This window comes from Sphingoaurantiacus capsulatus (genome assembly GCF_042648405.1).
Taxonomy (GTDB): domain Bacteria; phylum Pseudomonadota; class Alphaproteobacteria; order Sphingomonadales; family Sphingomonadaceae; genus Sphingoaurantiacus; species Sphingoaurantiacus capsulatus.
Window position 1 is genome coordinate 704,448 of the sequence record NZ_JBHRXV010000011.1, and the last position, 13,389, is coordinate 717,836.

At 62.0% G+C, this 13,389-nt stretch carries 10 protein-coding genes; all 10 read right to left on the minus strand.

Annotation, left to right across the window (positions count from 1 at the left end; all coding sequences use genetic code 11):
* The 10 genes from ACFOMD_RS15655 to ACFOMD_RS15700 all read right to left on the minus strand — a co-directional run bounded on the left by ACFOMD_RS15655 (window position 1) and on the right by ACFOMD_RS15700 (window position 13,381).
* Complete coding sequence (locus tag ACFOMD_RS15655; RefSeq protein ID WP_380863040.1) at window positions 1–1,428, minus strand: sugar transferase; 1,428 nt, start codon at window positions 1,426–1,428, stop codon at window positions 1–3.
* A gap of 301 nt (window positions 1,429–1,729) precedes the next feature.
* Window positions 1,730–2,488, minus strand: coding sequence for a WecB/TagA/CpsF family glycosyltransferase (locus tag ACFOMD_RS15660; protein ID WP_380863042.1), 759 nt, complete (start codon window positions 2,486–2,488; stop codon window positions 1,730–1,732).
* Window positions 2,481–3,650: a hypothetical protein gene (locus ACFOMD_RS15665; protein ID WP_380863044.1), complete on the minus strand. Its 1,170-nt coding sequence runs from the start codon at window positions 3,648–3,650 to the stop codon at window positions 2,481–2,483. Before ACFOMD_RS15665 ends, ACFOMD_RS15660 begins: the two co-directional genes overlap by 8 nt.
* Window positions 3,647–5,803: a bi-domain-containing oxidoreductase gene (locus ACFOMD_RS15670; protein ID WP_380863046.1), complete on the minus strand. Its 2,157-nt coding sequence runs from the start codon at window positions 5,801–5,803 to the stop codon at window positions 3,647–3,649. Before ACFOMD_RS15670 ends, ACFOMD_RS15665 begins: the two co-directional genes overlap by 4 nt.
* Window position 5,804: 1 nt before the next feature.
* Complete coding sequence (gene asnB / locus ACFOMD_RS15675) at window positions 5,805–7,706, minus strand: asparagine synthase (glutamine-hydrolyzing) (RefSeq protein WP_380863048.1); 1,902 nt, start codon at window positions 7,704–7,706, stop codon at window positions 5,805–5,807.
* A gap of 133 nt (window positions 7,707–7,839) precedes the next feature.
* The gene (locus ACFOMD_RS15680) at window positions 7,840–9,156 is read right to left on the minus strand and encodes a hypothetical protein (RefSeq protein WP_380863050.1); all 1,317 of its coding nucleotides are present in this window, start codon (window positions 9,154–9,156) and stop codon (window positions 7,840–7,842) included.
* A gap of 10 nt (window positions 9,157–9,166) precedes the next feature.
* On the minus strand, window positions 9,167–10,261 hold the full coding sequence (locus tag ACFOMD_RS15685) for a glycosyltransferase family 4 protein (protein WP_380863052.1): 1,095 nt from the start codon (window positions 10,259–10,261) through the stop codon (window positions 9,167–9,169).
* 38 nt (window positions 10,262–10,299) lie between these two features.
* A complete protein-coding gene (locus ACFOMD_RS15690; RefSeq protein ID WP_380863054.1) occupies window positions 10,300–11,496 on the minus strand; it encodes a hypothetical protein in 1,197 nt (398 codons plus the stop codon).
* A gap of 29 nt (window positions 11,497–11,525) precedes the next feature.
* Complete coding sequence (locus tag ACFOMD_RS15695) at window positions 11,526–12,668, minus strand: hypothetical protein (RefSeq protein ID WP_380863056.1); 1,143 nt, start codon at window positions 12,666–12,668, stop codon at window positions 11,526–11,528.
* A 35-nt stretch (window positions 12,669–12,703) separates the two neighbouring features.
* On the minus strand, window positions 12,704–13,381 hold the full coding sequence (locus tag ACFOMD_RS15700) for a class I SAM-dependent methyltransferase (protein WP_380863058.1): 678 nt from the start codon (window positions 13,379–13,381) through the stop codon (window positions 12,704–12,706).
* Between the last annotated feature and the right edge of the window lie 8 nt (window positions 13,382–13,389).

Below are 13,389 nucleotides of genomic sequence, written 5' to 3' on the forward strand. Positions count from 1 at the left end.
CTAATAGGCGTTGCGGTGGAACAGCACCCGCAAGGTCGACACCAGGATGCGCATGTCACGCCAGATCGACCAGTCGACGACATATTCGAGGTCGGACTGGATACGATCAACCAGCGCGCCGCGCGTCTCGGTGGCGCCGCGGTGGCCGCGCACCTGCGCCAGCCCGGTAAGGCCGGGCTTCGCCGCGTGCCGCTGCCAGTAGCGCTCGTCGATCTCCCAGAACAAATGGCTCTCGGCGGTCGAGCCGAGCGCGTGCGGGCGCGGGCCGACAATGCTCATCTCGCCGGTGAGCACATTCCAGAGCTGCGGCAGCTCGTCGAGGCTGGTCGCGCGGATGAAGCGCCCCACCCGCGTCACCCGGTCGTCATCGCGGAGGGTCGACACCCGCCCGTCGCCGTCGAGCCGCTCGATGCGCATCGAGCGGAACTTGTGCATGCGGAACTGGCGATTGCCCTCGCCCACCCGTGTCTGCGTGAACAGCACCGGGCCACGCGTGTCGAGCTTCACCGCGATGGCCACAATGCCGCAGATCGCCAGCGCGAGTGGCGACGACAGGATCACCAGCACCAGGTCGAAGACGCGCTTGATCGTGCGGTCGCGGGTGCCAAGCGGGCCGCGCCCAACCACCATCGTCGCCCGGTCGCCGAGCCGGCCGGTGCCGATCGCGCCGACAGCATCAAGCTCGGGCGCGAGGATCTCGGCGATGATGCCGATGCCCTTGAGCGTCGATGCCCAGGCCAGCCGCCGCTCCGCCGGGCAGGCGACGATCACCCGGTCAGCGCCGCGCAGCGCGCGACCGAGCCGGTCGAGCGCCTCGGGATCGGTGAGGCTCGGTTTCAGCCCCTGGCCCGCGGCATGGATATAGATGTCGGCGCTGACCGACGGCGGGTGAGCGCCATCGATCAGCAAGACGCTGGTATCGACGCGGTCGCCCAGCAGCCGGCGTGCCAGCAGTCGCGTCGCAGCCCGGCCGAACGCCACCGCCACGCCGCCGGTGAAAACCAGCAGCAGGAAGGCGAGACGCGAATATTCGCCCGACGCCTTCAACAGAAACAGGATGATGACCGCGCCGATCAGCGCGCCGAGAAAGGCGGTGACGCCCTTGCGCATGCTGAAGGTGGTGCTGGTCAGCGTATCGAGCTGGAACGCGCCGATGTTGAGCGCCAGCAGCACGTGCAGCGGCAGCAACAGCGTAAGCACGTCAGGCGCCCACTCGGTCGACGTGAAGCCGAAGCGAATGGCTGTCGCCGCCCCGACGCCAACCGTGATAGCGACGAGGTCGATGACGAGGTAGATGGCGTAGAGTTGCGCGCGCTGGGCGGCCTTGTCGCGGAGTGGAGGCTGCGCGGCCGGGGCAACGCCGATCGTCGCCGGCGAACCCTCCGCCGGCGCCCCTTCAACTTCGACTCGCGACGCGACGAAGTTCATGGTTCCCCCCAAAGGGAACCTTAGCGGTCAGGCAACTAGATTGCCAGCGCGCTAACCATCAGGCGGCGACAAGCGCGATGCCCACGCCGGCGGCGGCGACGGCGATGACATAGGCGGCAACGGCGAGGCGCCGGCGCCAGGAAGCGCGCCGGCGCTCACGCGCCATGCGTACGTGCGGATGATACCCACGAGTTGATCGCCGGTCGGTCATTTGCCCCCGATGGTGTCGTACGCAACTCTAACCGAACAACCGCGCCGTTTTGCCCCCGTCGCGGCTGTCCGTTCAGCGACTCTCACATCGCTATCTTCGCGACATCGACCGCCACAACTCAACAGTCAATATTCGTGCGAAAATGATGTTGGTCGAAAAATAGCGATAGAACATGCGCCGCGGTTCCTGGATCACACGGTAGAGCCATTCCAGCCCCGACCGCTGCATCCAGTGCGGCGCGCGCTTCACCTTGCCGGCGACCACATCGAAGGTGCCGCCCACCCCCATGACGAAATCGACGCCGAGCTGGTCCCGCCAGCGGTCGATGAAATTCTCTTTGCTCGGCGAAGTGATGGCGACGAACAGCAGCCGCGCGCCCGACGCGGCGATCTCGTGCACCATCGCCGGCTCGTCGTCCCAGAAATAGCCGTTGTGATAGCCGGCGACCTTCAGCGCCGGGTGGCGCTCCACCAGACGGTCGCGCGTCGCCAGCACCATCTCGTCGGTGGCGCCGAGCAGATAGACGGGATATCCGCGCGCCGCCGCCAGCTCGATCAGCGCGTGGAAAAGATCGATGCCGGCGACGCGCTCGCCGACCGCATGGCCGACCAGCCGCGCGCCCCACACCACGCCCATGCCGTCGATGTTGACGATATCGCAGCCTTCTACCGAGCGACGGAGCTGCTCGTCGCGCCGCATGTGGACCAGCTTGGCGACGTTGACGACCGCATGCTGGGTGAAGCTGCGCGCGGCGAGCCGGCTGTCGATCCAGCGCACCGTCTCCGCCATCGACAACGGATTGAGTCGCGCGCCGGCGAAGTCGATGACGGGCAGCGGCGCGTCAGCCATGTGCCAGCGCCTCGCGCCGCCGTAGGAACGACAGCGCATAGAACGCCCAGGCCTGCGACCAGCGGCTGTAATCGACGCGGTTGGTGAGCCAGCGCGAGCGCTGATAGTGAAAAGCACCGCGGCGCGCGTCGTAGAGCGTCTCGATCATCCGCCTGCGCACCTTGTCCGCCAGCGCCAGGTCCGCCGCATCGCCGAGCAGCGCAAGCGTCACCAGCGCCTGCGCCGCCGAATGCGTCTCCTCCGGCCAGCGCTGCCCCGCATAGTAGCGCACCGCGCCGTCGGCATCGATGAAGGCCGCCTTGTAATAGGCATAGCCCGTGTCGATCGCCGGCTCGAACAAGTCGACGCCGAGCGCCGTCTGCAGGCGCCTCAGCGCCTCCAGATTATAGCCGGTGTGGAAGCCGTCGATGAAGCGATGGTGCGGCCGGGTGCCGTAGATCCAGCTGCCGTCGGCCGCCTGCATCGCCGCCGACCGCCGTGCCGCTGCCAACGCGCGCTCGGCGAGTCTGGCATCGCCGGTCGCTGCAGCGCCTTCCGCGACCCGCGCGGCGACCCACAGGTTGGCGTTGTGGACGAAGGTCGGGTCGCCGGGGATGTAGCCGTAGAAGAAGCCGTCACCATCGTAGCGCCCGAGTGTGCCGTCGAGGAACAGCGCCGCGTCGTCGGCCACCTCGGCGTAGCACCCCTCCCCGCTCGCCGCCGCCAGCGTCCGCAGCGCACCGGCGACATAGCAGGTGGTGATCGCGTTGGGGGTCCCTTCCAGCACATGGAAGGCGCGCGCCTGCCAGTCGAAATGATAGCCCCAGCCGCTGTGCCGCCAGATGGTGCGATCGACGCGCACGTCGAGCAGCCAGTCGGCGAGTTCGCGCGCCTCGGCGAGCAGCGCCGCGTCGCCCGTCCGCCGCCATTGCTCGACCATCCCGAGCATGAACAGCGCGACACCTTTGGGATTGCGCCGCCGCGGAACACCGACGAGCGGGCGGAAATTGACCGGCGAGCGCTTGAACGCCTGCAGCCAGGCGAGCCGCGCCAGCGGCCAGCGCCGGATCAGTGGCAAGGCGTTGAACAGCCGGCTGTTGAGCCCGTCGAACGGGTCGTAGCCGGCGAAATCCTGGTCGCGCGCCCGATCGAGCAAGCGGTCGGCGACGGCGTCGGGGCTCATTCGCTCGCTTCGAAATCCGCCAGCACCACCGGCTGCCCGGTCTGCAGCGATTCAACTGCGGCCAGCGTCGCAAGGCTGGTGGCGAACAACTCTTCCGCCGGCACGCACGGTGCGCCGCTACGCAATCCGGCCACCCAGCCCCGCAGCATGTCGCCCTGCCCCTTGTCGACCGCACCGAGCTTCACCGCACGATGGCCGCCATCAGCGTAAAGGTCGAGCTGCCGGAAATCCCCGATCACCGCCGAGCGGCCACCGCCGAAAATCTCCACCTGCTCCTTCGCGAGCGCGGTCGAGCCGTCGGCGACATAGGCCACGCTGGCGATCGAGCCGTTGGCGAAGCGCAAGGTCACCACGACATTGTCGTTGGTGACCGGGGACCGGTCGGCGCGGCCGGAGCCGATCGCGCTGACCTCAAGCGGCGCGCCGCCCGCAATCGCCGCGGCGAGATCGATGAAGTGGCACGCCTCGCCCACCAGCCGCCCGCCGCCGATCGACGGCGACTGGATCCAGTGATCGGCGGGGATGGCGCCGGCATTGACTCGGATCGCAACTACCAGCGGCGTGGCGACGCCGGCGAAATGCGCCTGCGCCTGCCGGGTCAGCGGCGCGAAGCGGCGGTTGAAGCCGACCATCAATTGCCGGCCGCTCGCCGCCCAGGCGCTGCGCACCGCGCGCCATTCGGCCAAGGTCAGCGCCAGCGGCTTTTCGACATAGACATGCTTGCCTGCCCGCAACGCCGCCTCGGTCGCCGAAGCATGCGTGTCGTGGCGCGTCGCGATCAGCAGCGCATCGCCATCGGGCGTCAGCAGCGACGGCAGGTCGGCGCCGGCAAAGGCGAAGCCCAGCCGTGCGGCCAGATCCTGCGCGGTGCGCCCGCTAGCGGTGGCGATGCCGGCGAAACGCACCCCGGGCAGGCGCTGGAGCACCGGCAACAGCGACGCCGTGGCATAGTTGCCGGCGCCATAGACGGCGATGCCAAGGCCTTCGCCCGTCACCGCTGCCGGCGCTGCGACCGCCGTCAGCGCCGCCACTTCCGGCGCATAGGTCAGCACAACGCCCAGATAGGGCTCGCGCGGCTTGCCGGCGAGCAGCTCATAGGCCTGCGGCGCCGCCTCGATCGCGAAGCGGTGGGTGATCAGCCGTTTGACATCGACCGCGCCGCTGGCGAGCAGGTCGAGGAAGGTCTCGAGATTGCGCTGTTCGGTAAATCGCACATAGCCATAGGGGTAGTCGCTGCCTTCCTCCTCATACCGCGGGTCGTAGCGGCCCGGGCCGTAAGAGCGCGAGATGACCAGCGCGATCTCTTTCCGGAAATAGGGCTCGCGCGGCACGTCCATGCCGACCGCGCCGACGACGACCACCCGCCCCTTCTCGCGCGTGACCTCGCCGCACAGCTCGATCGGCTGGTTGCTCGACGTTCCGGCGCAGACGATCACCCCATCGACGCCGTGCCCGCCGGTGCGCGCCGCGCACAGGCTGGCGAGCGCGGCGGGATCGATGGCCGTCTCCGCGCCTAAGCCTTCGGCAAGCTTGCACAGCGCCGGATCGAGATCGGTGCCGATCACCCGGCAGCCGTTGGCACGAAGCAGCTGCACCGCGATCTGACCGAGCAGGCCGAGCCCGAGCACCAGGAAAGTCTCGCCGATCTTCGGTTCGGCCAGCCGCAACCCCTGCAGCGCGATGGCACCGACGGTCGCGAACGCCGCCTCCTCGTCGCTGACGCTGTCGGGCACCCGCGCCACGAGGTTGCGCGGCACCGCCACCACCTCGGCATGATTGGCAAAGCCGGCCCCGGCGCAGGCGACACGGTCACCCTTCTGCAATCCCGTCACCTCGCCGCCCGCCGCGAGGACCCGACCGGCACTGCTGTAACCGAGCGGATTGGGCGTCTCCATCCGCGAGCGCACGGTCTGCAAGGTCTTGGCGAAGCCGTCGGTTCGCAGCTTCTTCAGCACCTGCCGCACCAGATCGGGCCGCGCCGCCGCTTTCCCAAGCAGCGACTTGCGGCCCATGTCGACCTTGGTTTTCTCGGTGCCGGCGCTGATCACAGAGGCGGCGTTGCGCACCAGCACATAGCGGGACGACAGCGCCGGGTCGGGCACGTCGGCTACCCGGATCTCGCCGCTGCGCAAGGACTGCACGACCTGCTTCATCTCAGACCCGGTGGTTCCTGAACCATTGCTCCATCGTCAGCAGATGCCAGATTCGCTGCGCGTTGTCCGCCCGCCCGCTGCGATCGTCGGCGACCAGCCGCGTGAGGACGCCGGCATCGAACATGCCGCGTCCCGCCAGCCCCTGCGCCGACAGCACATAATCGTCGACCATCTCCGCCAACTCGTTCTTCACCCAGGCGCGCAATGGCATGGTGAAGGAACTCTTGGGGCGGTCAACGATCTCGTCGGGCAGCCAGTCGGCGGCGACGTCTTTCAGCACCGACTTCATCCGCCCGCCGCGGATCTTGAAGCGCGACGGGATACGGAAGGCGGTGGCGATGACTTCGGGATCGACGAAGGGCACGCGCACTTCGGTGGAGGCCGCCATGCTGGCGCGATCGGTGTAGGTCTGGTTCAGCGCGACGAGGAAGTGGTTCACGTCGGTAAACGCCATCCGCTCCAGCGGGTCGGTGCCGCCCGCCGCATAGAGCGCCGCATGGTCGCCGCGCAGCGTTTCGTACAGTTCGGGTGCCGCGGGCCCCAGCAGCTCGGCGAACTCCGCCGGCCCGAAATAGGTGTAGCTGCGCATATAGGCGTCCGCCTCCGGCAGTTCGGCGAACTGCAGGAAGCGTTTGGCCCAGCGCGAGGCGACGAAGCCACGGCTGCGCGTCGATGCCGGCATGAGGTCGACAAGCTTGCCGACGCCGCGCCGCGCCGCGCCCGGCACGCGCCGATAATGGCGGGCGAGCAGGGCGGCGCGATGCCGGCGATAGCCGCCCAGCACCTCGTCGGCGCCCATGCCCGACAGCAGCACCTTGGTACCGGCCGAGCGCGCGGCTTCCGCCATCAGGAAGGTGTTGATCGCGGCGGAATCGCCGATCGGCTCACCCAGGTGCGCAACCATCTTCGGGATCAGCCCCGCGACATCGGCCTGCAGATCAATCGGCGTGAGGCGGACACCAAGATGGTTCGCCACCCTCTGCGCATAGGCCGCATCGTCGGGCATGCGCTCGTGCCCGCGCGCTTCGTCAGAGAAGCGGATAGTGTAGCAGTCCATTGCCCCCAGATGCCGCGCGGCCATCGCGACGATCAGGCTGGAATCGATGCCGCCGCTGAGGAACGCGCCGACCGGCACATCGGAGACAAGGTGCGCCTCCACCGACCCTGCGAGAGCGGCCGCAAGCGCGTCGCGCGCGCCCCTCGCGGTACCGAGCTGCTCGGCCGGCGGCACCAGCAATTCGCTCGCGCGCCAGTAGCGGTCGAGGCTGTGGCGGCCATCGGGCTCGATCGCCAGCACCCCGCCCGGCGGCAGCTTCCTCACCTCGCGCCAGATGCAGCGATCCTCAGGCACGAACACATAAAGCAGCGACGCGCCAACCGTTGCCGTGTCGAGCGTGAACGCGCCGGGAAACGCGGCTTCGAGCGCGCCGAGTTCCGAGGCGAAGGCAACGGCGCCATCGGGCCGCGCGGTATAGAAAAGCGGCTTGATACCGAAGCGGTCGCGGGCGAGCCACGCGCGGCCGGTGGTGACCTCGACGATCGCGAAGGCGAACATGCCGCGCAGCCGCCGCACCCCGTCGACACCCCAGGCGCGCCAGGCCTCGAGCAGCACCTCGGTGTCGCTTTCAGTGCGGAAGGCCACGCCCTGGCCGGCGAGCTCGGCGCGGAGCGCCTGATAGTTATAGATTTCGCCGTTGAAGACGATGACCAGCCCGTCCTTTTCGAACGGCTGGTTCGCCGCGGCGCTGACATCGATGATCGACAGACGGCGATGGCAGAGCGTCGCCGTGCCCTGCCGCCAGATACCTTCCGCGTCGGGGCCGCGATGCGCCAGCGCCACCGACAGCCGCGCGGCCGCCTCCGGCGCAAGGCCCGCCCCCACGGCGCCCGCAATTCCACACATGACTTAACGCCCCCGTGGCGGGCAGATGCCCGCCGCCGGCCGGTCACCCCCCGCCAAAGGATGCGCAGCCCGTGTCCTGTCCACTACCGTCGCGCCGCTTCGCGCCGACCTGCTCCCCCAAGCGCCGGCCATCCTACGCCTCAAACTGCCGGACGAGAAGCTGCGCCTTGCCGTTGCGCCCGAGTTGCGGCGCATCGACCGGGCGCACCCGGACCAGCATGTCGGCGCCGAGGCGCGCGCGCATGGCGTGTTCGATCTCGCGAAGCATTGCCGCCGACACCTCGGCGCGCGGCACGACCAGCACGTCGACCTCGCCGGCGACCGGCTGAAACAGCTGCAGATGGCTCACATTCGCCAGCTGGCTGTCGTGCAGGTTAAGCGCGGTGGTGCTGACCCGGCTGCCGTCGCGGCGATGAATCCATTCGCCGGCGCGGCCGCTCTTCATCCGGAACGCACGCCCCAGCCGTCCACAATCCGGGCAGGTTTCACCGAGGAATTCGGCCATGTCGCCGGTGCGATATCGCAGGAGCGCCATCGACGGATTGATAAACCCGGTCGCGACGATCTCGCCGACCTGCCCCGGTTCCACCGCCTTGTTCATGTCGGGGTCGAGAAACTCGGTCAGCCCATAGAAGGGATTGGCGTGATAGTTGCGGCAGTCGGAATATTCGCCGGCCAGCGCAAGCTTCTCCGAATGACCGTACCAACTGAGCAGGCGCAGCCCCAGCTCGCCCTCGATGAGTGCGCGATGCGCGGGATAGACGAACTCGCTGCCGCACAGCACCGCCTTCAGCGAGCGCGGCCGGTTGCCCTTCGTCGCCCATCGCAGCCCGACGGCCGCCGCCGCGCTGGGATAGGCGTGGAGATACTCGATGCCGTTCGCCTCGATGAATGCCGAGAATTCGTCGATATAGGCATCGTCGAGATTGAAGTTGTCGAAGGCGATTTCCTTGGTGATCGGAAACACCGCCATCCGCCCGCGCAGCACATGATTGCGCAACACCGCCCGCACCGACCGCCGCCGATCAAACCCCACCTCGGCCCAGATCCGGCTCATCCAATACCATTCGGCGCCCTTGCGGCGACGATGCATGTAGAGAGTCAGCGTTTCACCGGTGGAGCCGCCGGTTGTAACGATTTCATGCGGGCCGATGCCGGTGCGGAAAGCCGCGGGATTGCGGATGACGATATCTTTGGAGAGGGGGGGGAGGTCGGTGAAGTGGTTGAGTGTTATTGGACCAGCAGAACGATAGTGGTCGGCCAACGACGCACACGCAAGCCCAGCCACAAGAGCCGCTCGCTGGTAGTCGTCGATGAATCCGCTTTTATTCCAGACCTCGGCAAAGTGGCGACCCAACGCACTTGCGTCACGAAACGTAGGCGACAGCTTGCCAATATTGACCAGACACATAGCGCCGAGAGCCGAACGCTGCCAGCCTGACAACCGCATAAGGCATGACTTATCGGGTACGCGCATTGCCGACTAGTATGTCTGCCACGCGCTCCTGGAACTTCTCAAGCTGATATCTGTCCTCGTATCGCTTACGAGCCCGCGTACCAAACGCCTCTCGAAGATTCGGCGAACGGATTAGCTCCTCCAGAGCATCGGCTAGCGCAACTGCAGACCGTTCCCGTATGAGCACTCCGGCGTTGTCGGCGAGCATTTCCGGAATAGCGCCTTCGCTTGTAGACACAATCACCAGTCCGGCGCTCATGGCTTCAAGGATGCTGAGCGGGAAACCTTCGTTCTGTGAGGGGAGAACGAAGATATCCGCCGCATCAAGCAATTCTTGCTTTAGCTTTCCATATGCTGGGCCGACGTACCTCGCCAGAGTTGACCATGGCTCTCTAGCTAGCGCTTCCAGAAATCGGTCATGAAACATGCCATCACTTGCTGGCGCTCCTGCAAAACATACCTCGAACACGCATTCGCGTTCACGCAGGATTTGTGCCGCCTCCAGTAACAATAGCGGCCCTTTGGCTTCCACGAGGTTAGACAGAAAGAGAACTCGCACAGCGCCACTGGGTCGGGATTTACGCTTGCTTGCAAAATCGTTAGCACCGTTTGGGACAACCGCAACCGAAGTCGATCGGGCGAACGCCTCAATGTCGCGCGCCAAAGGCTCTGCCAACACGATTACTGTCTGCCCTTTGAAAAGCCATTTGAGCAAGCTTCCCAGTATCGGCCGATCTGCGTATGCCGCGAGCCCTCTACCATGAAGATGAACAATCAACGGAACACGAGTGAATCTAGTTACAATTCCTAACGCGATATCCTTAATCAGGCCAGGGCCGATAACAGCCATAGCCAAGTAAGCCTTGGTAGGTCTCCAGAAAATTGTCAAAACTGCAACTCGTAAGATCAACAGAGCTACGCGCATCGCCTTGCTGACCCGGAACACCCCTACGTCTGACAAAATTCTTGCACCGGCTATATTCACCACGCGCATTTCAAATTCACGATCAGGTGAAGCCGCTGCCAAATGATCGACGACCGATTGGCATGCCTGGGCGGATCCATGCAGGGGCGGGGGTAACGGCACGAGGAGCAGCACTCTCTGCACATTTCGACTGCGCCGTCTAGGGATAGCCATCAAAGCGCGCAAGCTCGGTCGCCGCACACAGCTCGCCGATGTCGAATGACGGTAGCAAGCGCGATAATAAAAGCGCAGCCCAAAGTGTAGGTCGGACTTTCAATGCCGACATTCAGGAACATTGCCAAAAATAGTATAGCTGAGAGCGCGGAAAATATTTTCTCCGATTCTTTTGCGGATCGAGGAGTTGTTCCCCGGATCATAATATAAAAAAATATTATCCCAAATATTCCCATCCTATAAATAACACCAACAAAACTATTATGATGACCAATCAAGAAAAAAGATACATCCTGCGAAAGAATTCCAGTAGTCATTTCAAACGATTGATCACCACTATAAACCAAGCCCCTTAGCGCTGGAACACCGAATCCGAAACCAAAAGGTCCCTGGGTTAGCCATGCCGTCAAACCATCGATGGCCCATATCGCCCTAGCCGCAGTATTAGGATCATAATAATATGCTTGCTTAAAAAAAACATACGCCAAAATTAAACCAAAAGTTGAAAAAATGACTAGATATAAAAATATTGATCTATGATAGTTCGTAATCAATATAAAAAATAACGCGACGCCAAGAATTATGTTCTGCATTGCTAATGATAGTAAATTTGCCGACAAATATATAATAAATACCATCCACATTGAATTATACCTTTCAAAGTAGATGTATGCACATATAGCCCCCAATATCGAAATATTATTCCTCAGCCCGTAAAATACTCCAGCCTCATGGTAATATGTTCTCACAATTCCCGTTGAAAAAAAATACTCCGCAAATAACCCCATTAGTAATACCGGGATTGACCAATGTAATATTCTAATATCTATCAATTTATTAATATATATAGCAAACAAATAAATGGCTACTGGCAAAATCAAAAAAGGATAAGCCTGACGCAATACGATATTTTCGTCACGGACATGCCCCCAAGGATTGGGTAACATTTCCAGATAAGAGGCAGATACCATCAAAATAGAAAGACAGAAGAATGCCTTGGCACCAGGGGGCGCGCTTAAACTACTTCCTCTCCCAAAAAATACCACAGGAAAGAAGAGAGTAAGCGCGACGAGCTGAGATAACCCCTGACTTTCGCGAATAAAAGCGCTCGATAGAGCGAGACCCAGCATTGGAATTTGCCATACGACTATTTCGCTGTAAGTCGCTCGCGACCTGCGCGGCCCAATGTCAGCCACTCTAGCCTCGCCATGCAGAAAATTTCCTCTCATGATTGTTCATATTTTATTAATGAACGCAGACTAAAGTGACGGTAGGCTGCCGCCAGTGCAGCCTCAATAACCGCGAGGGCCAGCAAGGCGTAAAATACGCTGACTTTAAGAACAGATGTCAGAAGCACAGCCGATATCGCCGCGAGCAGAGCTAAGACATTCACCACTCCAAACACTCGATCTCTCCGTGTCAGTATTATCTGCACTTGATAGCCAACGGTAGCTGCGGCTGGGAGCATCGCAACCATGGCGATCATGGCCGAAATTATCTCCCCGTCTCCCAAAGAAAAGTAAGTCCCGGCTGCGATCACGCCTACTGCAGACGCGAGGACAGCCAGCATCAAGAGCCCGTTTGCTCGAGCCGCAAAAGCAGCATCCGAGAAGCGCGGAAAAAAGACCTGCGAAACTGACCTTAGTCCACCATAACAAACAGCCACGACCTTAAAATAGATATAGAAATAGCTCGCTGCGCTAGGTTCCACCGTTGCGACAGCAAGCCACAATGGGAATGTGCGCAGCAGATTCTGCGCCGCTGCACCAAGCCCCACATGGAATAGCCTGCCATAGATCCGAAGAGCACTAATCGAGAAGTGCGGTATAGCACGCAAGCCGTAATGCCGGCCGATGAGCGCTGAAAAGGCTCCCGCAAATATAGCGCCAGCCGAAAATGCCGTTAGCAAGCTAGCTTCATCAGACCGCCAAAAAGAGAAGAGCAGTGCCGCCGCGATCGGCAGCAGCGCTCTAGCGGCGCTAGATAGCGCGGCGGCCAGCACATTCCCTCGCCCGTAGAGGATTGCCTCCGGGCCAATCATTGCCATTGGCAGAAGGCCAATGCCAATGCTGACCGAAAGAGGGATGGCACCGAGTGTCAGGCCCACGACGCTCACCACGGCACACAAAACTGCTGCCGTCCAGCAGCAGGATCGGACAGCCTCGATATACTTCGGAGCCCGCGACTGCGCAGCCGACCTACTAAGCTCAGTTGCAATACCGAACGAGGCGAACGCCTGAAAAAGCAGAAGTGTAGACTCTACCGACGCGATCCGCTGAAAAGCGTCACTGCCAACCAATGAAAGCAGTGCCAGCGCACCAGCCGCAGCGCCGGCCTGCCCGCCACCGGTAATTCCGAGCACGGTCAAAAGCCGTAAAATCGCCGACGAGCGCCCCGACTCAATCACGCCGTGCGAACCACCCGACTAGATACGACGACAATTCCCTCGCCGAACTGCGGAAATACACTTAGCACAACATGATAGATTCCTTTCATTATTCTCTTTAATCCATTTTTTCTTGTAATATCTGAATAAAATGCGAAATTAACAATATATAGCCCGTATCTTGAAAGAAATGTCCTCATCGTAGCATATGAAAAATACGATACATGATCCTCATGTACGGTCTCTATTCCTCGAAATAATCTTATAATTGTAGTTAGACAAAACGCGTTTGGCGCCGTTATGATAAAAACGCCATCATCCTTCATTATTTGTGCAGAATTCTCAATGAGCTTGCCTGAATTGGATAGATGTTCAATTACTTCTCCTGCGACAACGACATCGAATTTTTCGTCTAAATTTAAACCATTTTCGATGTCCGCAACGTGAAGGTCACGTATACCAAACGACCTCATCAACTCGATGCCGCCTTCGTCGATGTCCACTCCTACAACTCGCGCCGACACTTTGAGTAATTGAGCATGCAATAGTTCACCGTTTTCGAAGCGAACTTTTGTTAGACCCGAATCAACACAACCGATATGAAGAACTGATTTCCCCCGGCAAAAATCGCTTAGAAAAGCTTGACGCGACGTGACCAGCGCCGAGCGCGAAATCTTGTGAAAGAATTTGACCATGTCGTCCT